The sequence below is a fragment of the Edwardsiella piscicida genome, assembly GCF_021733145.1.
In the GTDB taxonomy this organism is placed as follows: domain Bacteria; phylum Pseudomonadota; class Gammaproteobacteria; order Enterobacterales; family Enterobacteriaceae; genus Edwardsiella; species Edwardsiella piscicida.
Genome location: NZ_CP090968.1, coordinates 3,335,393 through 3,348,246 on the forward strand (window position 1 = coordinate 3,335,393; position 12,854 = coordinate 3,348,246).

At 62.4% G+C, this 12,854-nt stretch carries 8 protein-coding genes; 2 read left to right on the top strand and 6 right to left on the bottom strand.

Annotated elements, in window-relative coordinates:
- Positions 1-113: 113 nt before the first annotated feature.
- From L1P05_RS15160 to L1P05_RS15180, 5 genes are all read right to left on the bottom strand, one after another.
- Positions 114-2,984: a molybdopterin-dependent oxidoreductase Mo/Fe-S-binding subunit gene (locus L1P05_RS15160; protein ID WP_012849976.1), complete on the bottom strand. Its 2,871-nt coding sequence runs from the start codon at positions 2,982-2,984 to the stop codon at positions 114-116.
- On the bottom strand, positions 2,981-3,760 hold the full coding sequence (gene ygfM, locus L1P05_RS15165; protein WP_012849977.1) for a molybdopterin-dependent oxidoreductase FAD-binding subunit: 780 nt from the start codon (positions 3,758-3,760) through the stop codon (positions 2,981-2,983). Before ygfM ends, L1P05_RS15160 begins: the two co-directional genes overlap by 4 nt.
- Positions 3,761-3,816: 56 nt before the next feature.
- Entirely contained in the window at positions 3,817-5,145 is a 1,329-nt protein-coding gene (gene ssnA / locus L1P05_RS15170) for a putative aminohydrolase SsnA (RefSeq protein ID WP_012849978.1), read from the bottom strand.
- A gap of 2 nt (positions 5,146-5,147) precedes the next feature.
- Positions 5,148-8,255, bottom strand: a complete 3,108-nt coding sequence (gene ygfK / locus L1P05_RS15175; protein WP_012849979.1) for a putative selenate reductase subunit YgfK — start codon at positions 8,253-8,255, stop codon at positions 5,148-5,150.
- Positions 8,256-8,598: 343 nt separating this feature from the next.
- On the bottom strand, positions 8,599-9,192 hold the full coding sequence (locus tag L1P05_RS15180; RefSeq protein ID WP_012849980.1) for an NTP transferase domain-containing protein: 594 nt from the start codon (positions 9,190-9,192) through the stop codon (positions 8,599-8,601).
- A 179-nt stretch (positions 9,193-9,371) separates the two neighbouring features.
- On the opposite strand from L1P05_RS15180, the gene yqeC reads away from it, so the two are divergent.
- Positions 9,372-10,175 (top strand): selenium cofactor biosynthesis protein YqeC, encoded by an 804-nt coding sequence (gene yqeC, locus L1P05_RS15185; protein ID WP_045474572.1) that lies wholly within the window; start codon positions 9,372-9,374, stop codon positions 10,173-10,175.
- Positions 10,176-10,203: 28 nt separating this feature from the next.
- Positions 10,204-11,796, top strand: a complete 1,593-nt coding sequence (gene yqeB, locus L1P05_RS15190; RefSeq protein ID WP_012849983.1) for a selenium-dependent molybdenum cofactor biosynthesis protein YqeB — start codon at positions 10,204-10,206, stop codon at positions 11,794-11,796.
- A gap of 64 nt (positions 11,797-11,860) precedes the next feature.
- On the opposite strand, the gene arcC is transcribed toward yqeB, so the two are convergent.
- Entirely contained in the window at positions 11,861-12,793 is a 933-nt protein-coding gene (arcC, locus tag L1P05_RS15195) for a carbamate kinase (protein ID WP_012849984.1), read from the bottom strand.
- Between the last annotated feature and the right edge of the window lie 61 nt (positions 12,794-12,854).

Genomic DNA, 12,854 nt, shown 5'->3' on the forward strand with positions numbered 1-12,854 from the left:
GGGTGTGTTCCCCCTAACTCCGTCTGTGGCTGTGCAGTTCAGATATTCATTATCCAACGGCTAATTGAATCGTTGGCGCAGGGCCGCCCCGCCGGAGCGGCCCGCACGCGGTCTTACAGTTTTCCTAACGCGTTCAGTATTTTCTCCGGTGTAAAGTGCCATTCGCGCAGCCAAACCCCACAGGCGTCGTGAATCGCAGTCGCGATGGCCGGTGCTGCGCCGTTCACCCCGATTTCAGAGATCGACTTGGCGCCGTACGGGCCGACCTGATCGTCGCTCGGCACCAGGAAGGCGCGGAAGTCGCGCGGGATATCGCCGATCATCGGCGCGCCGTAGGTGCGCAGATCGCGGGTGATCGGACGCCCCTCGCGGTCATAGCGGATCGCCTCGCTCATGCTGTGGCCGATGGCGCGCATGGTGGCGCCATAGATCTGACCCAGCGCCAGCTCGGGGTTCACCGGGGTGCCGCAGTCCAGCAGGGCATAGAACTTGTCCAGCCGGATCTCGCCGGTGCGCACGTTCACCGCCACCTCGGCAAAGTTGGCTCCATAGGGGAAGGCAAAGTCCGGCGTAATATAGCTGGCCGTTGCCACCAGCGTACCGAAGCCGGTGCCGGTTTCCGCCTTGTGGGCGATATCGGCATAGCTCACCTCGCCACGCTTGCCGCGCACGATCCCCGGCGCGACCAGGGTGACATCCTGCCGCGGCTCGCCGATCATCTGCGCGCCGTGGAACAGGATCTTCTCGCGCAGATTCTCCGCCGCCTTTTTGGCCGCGTTACCGGAGAAGCAGGTGCCGGATGACGCGTAGGCCCCCTTATCAAACAGCGCATGGTCGGTATCGCCGGAGATAACATGGATCTCTGACATCGGGCACATCAGCACCTCGGCCGCCAGCTTGTTAACCACCGTATCCAGGCCGGTACCGATGTCGGCGCCGCCGGAGTGCACGATAAAGGTGCCATCAGACTCCAGTTTAATCATGCAGTTGGCCTGATCGATGTCCGGAATGCCCGACTTCTGCATGATGATCGCCACCCCGCGCCCGATGCGCCAGTCACCCTCGGCCGGCTTCGGTGCGTCCCAGTCGATCAGCTCACGCCCCTTGCGCAGGATCGGCTCCAGCGCACAGCTGGCGGCAGAGGGGACCGAGGTCGGCATCTTGCCTTCGCCGATGGCGCCCAGGATCTTCAGCTCCTGTCCCTCATGTACCCGGTTGAGCTCGATGATATCCAGCAGGTCGATACCCAGCTGATCGGCCAGCTCGGCCAGCGCCATGGTCAGGGCAAAGTTCCCCTTCGGCGCCCCGTAGCCCTGATAAGCTCCGGTCGGGCAGATATTGCTGTAATAGGTGGTGACCTGGAAATTGACGTTATCGCAGGGATAGAGCGGCAGCGACAGCGCCGGACCGTTACTCGGCACCGTCAGGGAATGGTTGCCGTAGGGGCCGGTGTTGGCGCGGAAGTCCATGTCGATGGCGGTCAAACGCCCCTCTTTGGTCGCGCCGATCTTCACCTTCACCTTGGCTACGTGGCGCGAGGTGTTGGCGATAAACTCCTCTTCACGGGTATAGCGGAAGTAGACCGGACGCCCGGTGACGCAGGTCGCCCAGGCGCACACCTCCTCCAGCAGGATATCCTGCTTGGAGCCGAAGCCGCCGCCGACGCGCTCCTTGATGATGTGGACCTTGTTCTGCTTCATCCCGACGATGCGCGCCACCTGGCGACGCACGTGCCACGGTACCTGGGTCGAGGCATGTACCACCAGACGATCGCCATCCATATAGGTGTAGCAGACGTGCGGCTCGGTCGGACACTGCTGAGCCTGGGTTGACTCGTAGGTGCGCTCGATGACGACATCCGCCTGCGCGAAGCCCTGCTCCACGTCCCCAATGCGGCCGTGAACGCTGGCGGCGATATTGTCGTGCGGGCGCGCCCCGATCGGGAAGTTGATGATCATGTGCTCGCCGCGCTGCGCCGAGCCCCGATTCTGCACCTCCAGATCGCTCGGGGCCCCGTTGACGTACACGATGGGTTCGTCGTGGATCAGCGGCGCATCGTCGGCCATCGCCTCGTCGATGGACATCACCGGCCGCAGGATCTGGTATTCCACCTCGATCAGCTTCAACGCTTCCAGGGCGATCGCCTCGCTCTCCGCCACCACGGCGGCGACGCGGTCGCCAACGTGGCGCATCTTCTTGCCAAACATGCGGCGATCGAGCGGCGACGGCTCCGGCGCACTCTGTCCGCCGGGGGTGTAATAAACATCCGGGCAGTTCAGATGGGTGATGACGTGCACCACGCCCGGCAGCGCCTCGGCCCGGCTAACGTCCAGACGGGCGATCAGCGCATGGGGATGGGGACAGCGCAGCATCTTGATCACGCAGGCGTCCGCCGCGATGCGATCCTCGACGTAGCAGGGCTTGGCCTGCACCATCTTGGCCGCATCCACCTTCGGACAGTTTTTACCGACCACGCTCAGATCGTCGCGAAACTCGGGCGCCACCTCCATCTGATACAGCGGATCGCGCATCCGCGCCGCCGCCAGCGCCACCACCTGGTAAAACTGCTGGTAGCCGGCGTCGCGGCTAAACAGCCCGGAGAGGGCGTCATCGATATCCTGACGGCTCGGCGCCGGAATACGCTCCAGCAGATCGGTCAGGATCAGCGCCGCCGCCGGATCGTTATAGCCGGACTGCACCACGCCCACGTCGACCATCGCCTGCTGCACCGGGCTCAGCTGATTCCAGGCACCGAGCGATTCGGCGGTGCGTACCACCGCCCCTTCCAGCTGGGCAGCGATCAGCAGGGAGGCGTTGATCACCACCCCGTCGAAGATAATGGCATCGGAGCCGGCAAAGCCGAATCCATCGTCGCTGTTGCGAACAGAGTGCATGCCGAGTCCAAACAAGAGCTGCTGCACATTGTCGCCCGGCTGACACGCCAGCGTGCGCGGGGTGCCGTTCAGCGTAAAGCGAATTGTCATTTTGCTTCCTCCCTCATCTGCTGGCAGTCCGCCAACAGTTCAGCCACCACTACGCCCGCGATATAGCGCTTATACGCTTCGCTGCCGCCCAGATCCGCGCTCGGCGCGATCGCAGCGCTGACCGCCTGCGCCAGCGGCTCACCCTCAAGGGCCAGCCCCTCCACGTCGCGCAGACGCTGCGGGCGAGAGGCGACGCCGTCCAGGGCGATACGCCGCCCCCCGTCGCTCGGAAACGCGACGGCCGCCGTCACCACCGACCAGCCCGCCGCCGAACGGCTCACCTTACGGGTCGCGCAGCAGCGCAGGGGATCGTCGATGATCACCGCCGTTAACAGACGATCGTCCGGCGCAGCCAGATACTCCTCCAGCGCGATCGCCGCGCCGTCGGCGCTCTGCAGACGGGCGTCCAGCGCCAGCAGCACCGGCGCCAGCACCGATTCGGCCTGGCGGGCCGCCAGCTCGCCGCCCAGCGTCGACTGGTTGCGCAGATGGCGTGAATAGACAAAGCCCAGCGCATCCTGCAGCGCCTGGGGCAGCCGCGCCGTATCGCGCAGCTGCTGCAGCGTCGTCAGGGCGCCGAGGTGCAGCGCCCCGTCATGCCAGGTGACCCGATCCAACCCCAGCCCTTTCAGGGAGATAGCCACCGTCTTCTCGGTGCGCGTGGGCGTGGCGTTTAATTTACTTCCTCCGGCGAAGTAAACAGCCTGATCCTGAAAGCGGCGCTTAAGCTCCAACGCCTGCTCTACGGAGTCCGGCCGGAAAAATTGCTCAATCATGTTCCACCCTCTTTGTGCAAAACCGCACGGGCCAAAGCCCGCGCGGTTTTATGGTCTCAGTTCAGTGCATCCATACGCTGCCACATCTTGGCGGCGACCCTGCGGGCTTCGGCGTAAATCGGCTCGACGTCAAACGGGAACGCGCGATCCTCATACACCATCACCCCTTCGACCATCACGCTATGCACGCTGGATGCGCCCAGGCCGAAGGCCAGATGCCCACCGATGTTCTGCGCCGCCAGCGGCGTCGGTGACGGGTAGTCGCAGATGGTCAGATCCGCCTTATAGCCCGCCTCCAGACGGCCAAAGCGGGCGCCAAAGTTACGGTCAAGCAGCTGGTTGCCGTTGTACAAGAAGCGAGTAAAGCTATCCGGCCACAGCGGGCCACCGGCGTCGCGGTGTTTAAAGAAGGCAAACTTCAGCTCTTCAAACATATCCGCGCCGATGCCGTCGGTGCCGAGCGCCAGATTGCGATACTGCGCCAGACGCTGGTTGTAGCCGACGTGGTTATTCATATTGGAGCGGGCGTTGTGCACCAGGAAGGCATCCTGCGCGTTGAGGATGCGAATGTCCTCATCGGAGAGATACAGCCCGTGGGCCAACAGGGTCTTATCGTTAATCAGATCATACTCGGCCAGGCGAACCACCAGATCCTGCCCATATTTGTCGTGGCCGTGGGAAACATCATAGCGATCCTCCGCCGCGTGAATATGCAGCCCGCGCCCGGTGGCGCGCAGGGCCTCTCGCAGCATATCCAGACCGGCGTTGGAGACGGTAAAGGGCGCGTGGGCACCGATGTGCGCCTCCACCAGGTAGGGCTCGCTCCCCTTCGCCTTGGCGTCGTCGATCAGGTGAGCGAAGCGGATATTCTCCTCTACTCCCGCCTGCAGCTCTCGGGTGCCACCGTTGCGATCGGTGGTCTCAAAACAGGTCATGCCGCGCAGACCGGCCTTCAGAAATCCCTGGCGCAGGGTCGCCAGAGAGCCGGCGATATAGTTGGGCGAGGCGTGATGGTCGATCACCGCGGTACAGCCGCTCTTAATCGCCTCCAGCGAACAGATCAGCCCGCTGTAGTACAGCGACTCCTCATCCAGCGCCCGATCCAGGCGCCACCACAGGTTCTTCAGCGTAGAGATAAAGTCCGGGCACGGCGCGATGTTGGCCATGATGCCGCGCGACAGACCGGAGTAAAAATGGTTGTGAGCGCAGACGATGCCCGGCATCACCAGACGCCCGTGCATCTCCTTAACTCGGGCCTCGGGGTACTGCGCACGCAGGTTGTCACCCACGGCGCGGATCTCCGCGCCGTCGATGGCGATATCGACCCCTTCCAGGACCCGCGCCGGCTCAAACTGTACGGCGGTGACGTTCTTCAGAATCAGCATGATTATTCCTCCACCCGGCCCAGCAGATAGTGATGATGGCGATGAACGTGGCTGATGATGCGGCACATGTCGCTGAGCGCCGGCGGCACCTCGGCGAATTCGCCCGCCTCGTCGATGCGCAGCTGCCAGATCTGCGCGTCCTGACGCACGCTCACCTGAGATCCCTCAACCAGGAAGCCGGGGTTGGTGCTGTTAGTAAAATCCTGCGCCAGGCTGAAGATGGTGATCTTGTCTTTGTAGGGTTTTCCCTGCCACGGACAGAACTGGGCGCAGTTGCCGCATTCGTTGCAGTAGGCGTCAATATGCAGGGTCTGGAAACGGTTCTGGAATCCCGGCACCGCGATAGAGACGTTGGCACGGTTCGGGCAGACATCCACGCACTTGCTGCACACGTAGTTACACTCCAGGCAGCGCTGCGCCTCCTGCGCCACGAAGGCGTCGCGGTCATCTTTGTCCACCAGCGTGACGGAGATCGCCCCTTTACGCTGGTAGATGCGCGCCGGATCGACGTTGTTCCAGTACTTATCGCCGTAGCTGCTCGCAATGCTCTCCCGCGCCAGAATCGCATCCGTCGCCCGGCGGGCGGTGCCGATGGCGGCCACGATGGACGAGGGTCCACTTTGCACGTCACCGATCAGGAACACGTTCTCACGCGTCGTTTCACCGCTGGCATCGCGTACCGCCGGCCAGCCGCTGTCGTCCAACGGAACCCCCATCGCCGCCAGGCGCTCGCAGTCGGCCTGCTCGCCGATCGCGGTGATCAGGGCGTCCATCTGCAGCGTCACGGTGCGCTCCGTCGCGACCGGACGGCGACGCCCCTGCGCATCCGGCTCGCCGAGCGCCATGACGCGCGCCACCAGGGTGCCGTCCTGCTCGAAGCGCTCCGGGTTGGTCAGGAACATGAATTTCACCCCGTCCTCCAGCGCCTCTTGATACTCCTCGCGGTAGGCCGGCATCTCATTTAGGGTACGGCGGTAGAGCACCGTGACATCGTCGACCCCCGGCACGCGCAGGGCGGCGCGGGCGCAGTCCATCGCCGTGTTACCGGCGCCGACCACCGCCACGTGTTTGCCCAGCTTCAGCGCAACGCCGCGGTTGTAGTCGCGCAGGAACGGCAGAGAGCGATAGACGTTGCGGTTGTCACCCTCCAGACGCACGCCGCTGTTCTTATCGGCCCCAACCCCGACCAGCACATAGGCGAAGCCCTGCTGCTGCAGCTGCTCGACCGTCAGCTGCGGATCGCAGCCGAACGCAAACTTCACGCCGTGATCGGCGACAAACTCGATATCGTGGGCGATCAGTTCGCCCGGGATGCGGAACTGCGGAATGATGTTCTTCACCACCCCACCGGCGTTGGCCTCGCGCTCAAACAGGGTCACCGGGTGCCCGGCGCGGGCCAGGAAGTAACCGGCGGAGAGCCCGGCGGGGCCGGCGCCGATCACCGCCACCGGGTGTTTGTTCCCAGAGCCGGCCGGCTTGTGCCAGCGCTGCTTGTACTCCTGCCAGCCGCGCTCCAGCGCCACCTTCTTCAGCTCGCGGATATTCAGCGCACTGTCATAGTCCAAGCGGGTGCAGTTGTACTGGCACTGGTGATCGCAGATATGGCCGGTAATCGCCGGCAGCGCGTTACGCTGATAGATCACCGCCAGCGCGTCGGCGTAGCGCCCTTCGCCCATCAGACGGATATATTCCGGAATATCCTGCTTAATAGCGCAGGCGGTGACGCAGGGCGCCACATAGCAGTCGGTCTGCGGCAGCGGACCGCCGGCGTCGATGCGATCGTCGGACTTCCACTGCTTCTGGGTGTACTCCATGCTGACGGCGCGGGCGGCCAGCGCCTCCAGCCGTGCGACGTCCACCTTCGGCATATCCCAGTATTCAGAGCGATCCAGCTCGCGCATGCACTCGGTCAGCCGCAGGTAACCACCCGGCTTCAGCAGGTCGGTCGCCATGGTGATCGGCCGGATACCGGTCTCAAAGATATCGCGGATGTTGAATTTACTGGCGCCGCCGGAGTAGGAGATCGGCAGCTCGCCGTTAAAGGCGCGCGACAGCACCGCCGCCACGTTGATGGAGAGTGGGAACAGCGCGCGACCGGACATGTACATCTCTCCGCCGGGCAGCGCCCCTTTATTGTTGATGGTGCCCAGGGTATTGGTCAGCTTAACGCCAAAGCTCAGCTGCTTCTCCCGACCCAGCGTCATCAGGCGCTTCAGCATCTCCAGCGCCTGCGCCAGCTTCAGATCGTGATCGAAGGACTCCTCTTTCAGCCCGATGTAGTCAAAGCCACAGGTATCAAGGATCTCGCGCACCCGCGCATAGCCCAACAGGGTCGGATTCAGCTTCACAAAGGTGTTCAGGTGCTTCTCTTCCAGCATGTAGCGGCAGATAGCTTCAATCTCGTCCGGCGGACAGCCGTGCATGGTCGACAGGGTAACGCCGTGCGCCATGTCCGCGGGAATACCCGCGGCCAGCGCCGTCAGACGATCGCGCCGCTCAGCCAGCCCCAGCCGGGACAGGAAGGCCTCGTCGCCGACCCAGCGCGCCAGGATGCGGCGGTACTCGGCAAACTTGGGATGCGAGGCAGAGTCCATCATGTCGTGAATAAACTGCTGCATCGACGGCTGCTTGATGCCGTCGAGGTTATACCCCACGCTCATGTTGAAAATGAAGGATTTGGCCTCACCCTGGGTGCGCGGATCGAAGATCTCCTCCAGCAGATGCAGGGCGAACCAGGCTTTCAGATACTCATCGTGCGCCTTCAGCAGCGTGAACTCAGTGGACCATTCGGTGTTAAAGCACTCGTCTTCCGCATCGATACAGGGCTTATCCAGCTCCAGACGATCGAGGATCTGTACGGTTTTCAGCTCAATAAAACGACCGCCGGTCAGCCAGGAGACGATGATGTTTTGCGCCAGCTGGGTATGGGGGCCGGCGGCAGGGCCGATGGGGGTCTCACAGGTTTCACCGAACACCTTGATCAGGCGCTGATTATCCTTACGGTAAAACTGCTGCTCGGGAATACCAAAGATAGAGCGGCTTTGATGGTATTCATCAAAAATGCGCGTCAGAAGCTCCTCAAACGGAACGGGACGCATAATATCACCCATGACTCTCTCCTTGCTGCGACATAACGCTGATATCGATTTACCGGGGTACGTCCCGCGCACACCGGCGGCTACCCAGATATCAGCAACAATCACGCCAGATATTTATTCCTATTCCTTGGATGATAAAAATCGTGAGTAATATCTAATTGTTTTATCTATTTGTGAAATAGCTCACACGAGTCAAATGAGAATATAAATCAATAAACCACAGCGGCCTCCGCGCCGCTTATTCAGCGACGGTGAGATTATCAAAAAAAGAGAGGATGTATCACTTTGATATGCGAATTTTGCGATAATTATTTTAACTGTGAACGCAATCGCTTAAATATAAAAAGCAAATGCCTTACTTACCCAATAGCAATTGATAGGCCTGCGGCGTATCGACATCCAGAATAATTTCAGGCGTATTTATATCAAGATAACGATAATCCTTTGCTAACAAATATTCACGCATGCTGCGCTGGGGATAACGCTGTCCAGCCTGCGGCAGCAGCGCACGCGGCAGCAGCACAGGATGGCCGGGCGTCCCCCGATAGCGCGGCATCAGGGCATAGGGACCGCGCCGCTGCCACAGGCGGGAAAACAGCGCCGGCGTCAGACAGGGAATATCGCCGTGGCTAATAAAACAGTAGTCGCTTCGCACCGCCGCCGCGCCGCAGCGAACGGAGGAAAATAACCCACTGCGATAATCGGGATTAACCACCGTGCGAATTCTTGGATGATCTCCGTAGCGCTGCAGCAATTCGTCTGCACGAAAGCCAACGACCAATATAATTTGCTGACAAAACCCCAATGCGTTATTAATACTGGCATCCAGAAGGGTGCCACCGCGATAGGGCAGCATCATTTTCCACTGTCCCATCCGCGAAGAGAGCCCCGCGGCGGTAATGATCCCCTCTACCGCCTCGGGAATAATATTCTCTGTTAGCTGCATCATTCTATTTTTCCACTGGATTAGGAGCATTAGCGCTGCGCCCTGTCGGCATCATGATGGCAATTGCAGCCCGTTGACATCGACGCCGAGCTCCGCCGCCGGACACGGCGCGCGGATACAACGCGATGAATAAAAATGGCCGCGGGGCACCGGTTCTATTAATAGCACATATGCCGAACGCCATGATACCCGAACTGCAGGAGGTGCTGAGGGACCGCCATGCGAAGCCCGGCCCGCTGATGATAAGCCTGATCGGCGCCGGCGGAAAAACCAGCGCCCTGCACTGGCTGGCGCACGCCTTTGCCGAGCGCGGCCTGCGGGTGATGGTCACCACCACCACCCGCATGTATCTGCCGGATACCCTCCCCACGCTGTTTTGCCGCCATCCGGCCGCCCTCCCCGCCGCGGCGCTGCGCTCGGCGATCACCGCCTGCTTCGCCGCCTGGGACCCTGCTCTGGGTAAGGTGCAAGGCTTTACCCCGGCCCAGATCGATACCCTGTCCCAGCGCAGCCTGGTCGATGTGATCCTGGTAGAGGCCGATGGCGCCCACCGCCTGCCGCTGAAGGCGCCGGCGGGGCACGAACCTTGCATCCCTGAGCGTAGCCACTGCGTGATTGCCGTCAGCGGGGGACAAACGTTAGGGCATCCGGTCGGCGAGCGCTGTGTACACCGTTGGCCGCTGTTCGCCGCCCACAGCGGCCTGACAGAGGGCGAGTGCCTGGATATGACGGCGATGGGCCGCTTTATCCGCCACCCGCAGGGGATGTTCAAAGGCACCCCGGCCACGGCGCGCAGGGTCTGGCTGATCAACCGATTTTATCAATCTGATAACGTCACGGACGCCAGCCTGTATGCCCTGCTGAACGACGGGACGCTGGACGCCATCTGGCTCGGCGCCGTCCGTGAACAGCCCCCGATTACGCGCATTCTGCAGCGCCATGACAACAACGATACCCGCGCCGGCCCGCCGCCGCGCCGGGAATAACAACAAGGCAGTCGACATTGAGGTCGTTATGAATATCTTTGCACAAGCTGCGAAACTCGAGGAACAAAACCGCCCGTTTGCCATGGCTCAAATCATCGAGAGCCGTGGCTCCACGCCGCGTCATTCGGCACAGATGCTGGTACTGAAAGACGGCGGCATCATCGGCACCATCGGCGGAGGCATGATCGAACGGCTGGTCATTGAGCAGGCCATGCTGGCGCTGGCCGAGCGCAAGCCGCGCGTATTCCACGGCCGCATGGCGCGCAGCGGCCAGGACGCCGTCGGCTCCGACTGCGGCGGCGCCATGTCGGTCTATATCGACGTTCACGGCCTGCGCCCGCGCCTGGTGCTGATCGGCGCCGGCCACGTCAACCGCGCCATCGCCCACGCCGCCGCCTCGCTGGGCTTTGACATCCACGTCGCCGATACCTACCAAGACAGCCTGGATCCCGCGCTGTTTCCCGCCGGCACCCGCCTGCACCACGGTGATAATTTCACTAAACTTATCAATGAAATGCAGATAGAAGAAGAGAGCTTTGTCATCATCGCCACCAACAGTCAGGACAAAGAGGCGCTCGACTGCCTGATCGATAAACCCCTGAACTACCTCGGCCTGCTGGGAAGCCGTCGCAAGGTACAGACCTTCTGCCAGCAGCTGCGCCAGAGCGGCACGGACGAAGCGCAGCTGGCGCGTCTGCATGCCCCCATCGGCTATAACATCGGCGCCGAAACGCCGGAGGAGATCGCCATCAGCATTCTGGCCGAGGTGCTGCAGATCAAAAACCGCGCCGCCGGCGGCCTGATGAAACAGAATATCCGTCTGCAGCGCAATCGCCTGGTGGCGATCCGCGGCGCCGGCGATATCGCCACCGGCGTCGCGCTGAGGCTGTACCACGCTGGGTTTCAGGTACTGATGCTGGAGGTCGCCAAGCCGACGGTGATCCGCCGCAGCGTCGCCTTTGCCCAGGCCGTCTTCGACGGGGAGAGCACGGTCGAAGGCGTCACCGCCCGCCGCGCCGACGGCGCCGAGCAGGCCTTCAGCCTAATCGAGCAGGGGATCATCCCGGTGCTGGTCGATCCGCAGTGCCTTACGCTGGCGGCGCTGCAGCCCCACTATCTGGTCGATGCCATTCTGGCCAAGCAAAACCTGGGCACCCGCCGCGATATGGCCCCGGTGACCGTCGCCCTCGGCCCCGGCTTCGAGGCGGGCCAAGACTGCGACGCGGTGATCGAAACCAACCGTGGACACCACCTTGGGCGGGTGATCTACCGCGGCTTTGCCCAGGCCAATACCGGGATCCCGGGCAACATTAATGGCCACACCACCCGCCGGGTGATCCGCGCCCCGCACGCTGGCATCATGCACTGCTGCGTTAAGCTGGGCGATCTGGTCAACGAGGGCGATATCATCGCCCATATCGATACGACGCCGGTGGTCTCCCCGCTGCAGGGGATGGTACGCGGCCTGCTGAGCGAGGGGCTGGAGGTCAGCGCCGGGTTTAAAATCGGCGACGTCGATCCGCGCGGAGCGCAGGCCGACTACACCACCGTCTCCGATAAGGCGCGCGCCATCGGCGGCGCGGTGCTAGAGGCGATGATGAAGCTGAGCCCGCGCCCCTAGTGTGCGTTCGGACCGTCAGACAGTAAAAAGGGGCGCCAAGCGCCCCTTTAGATTTTCCCTGCGGTTACTGACACACCACGGTGCCGGTTTTCCCCTCGATCCCCTCTTTGGCTTTATCCAGTACGGTGATCAGCGCCTCGCGCCCCGGACGGGTGCGCGCAAAGGAGAGCGCAGCCTCCACCTTCGGCAGCATGGAGCCCTTGGCAAAGTGCCCCTCATCGATAAAGCGCTGGGCGTCCGTCAGGCTCAGGCGATCGAGCCACTGCTGGTTCGGCTTACCAAAGTTGATGGCGACCTTCTCCACCGCCGTCAAGATGATCAGCATGTCGGCGTCGATCATCTCCGCCAGCTTGGCGCTGGCCCAGTCCTTGTCGATCACCGCGCTGGCGCCGCGCAGGTGATTGCCCTCGCGGATCACCGGGATCCCGCCGCCGCCGACGGTGATCACCACCTGGCCGGCGTTGATCATCGCCTTAACGGTCTCTTTCTCAATAATGTCCACCGGCTTCGGCGAGGCGACAACGCGGCGATAGCCGCGCCCAGCGTCCTCTTTCATGTTGTAGCCATTGCGCGTCAGCAGCTCCGCCTCCTGCTGCGTAAAGAAGGAGCCGATCGGCTTGGTCGGATTGAGGAAGGCCGGATCGTTTCCATCGACCTCCACCTGGGTGATCAGCGTCGCCACCGGCGTCTGCATGCCGCGATCCCGCAGCTCCTCGCGCAGCGCGTTCTGCAGATCGTAGCCGATGTACCCCTGACTGAGCGCGACGCAGACCGACATCGGCAGCATCGGCGTATGGGCCTCGGTTTTCGCCGCCGCCTCAAACGCCTGGTTGATCATCCCCACCTGCGGACCGTTACCGTGGGTGACCACCACCTGGTGCCCCTGCGCTATCAAATCGACAATCGCCCGCGCCGTGGTCTTCACCGCCTTCATCTGCTCGGCCAGCCCCTCGCCCAGTGCGTTTCCCCCCAGCGCGAGCACGATTTTTTTCTTCATCATATCCTCACTCGTATGTTGTTGGACCGGACTGCATCCCGTCGCGCAAGCTTCCCGGCGG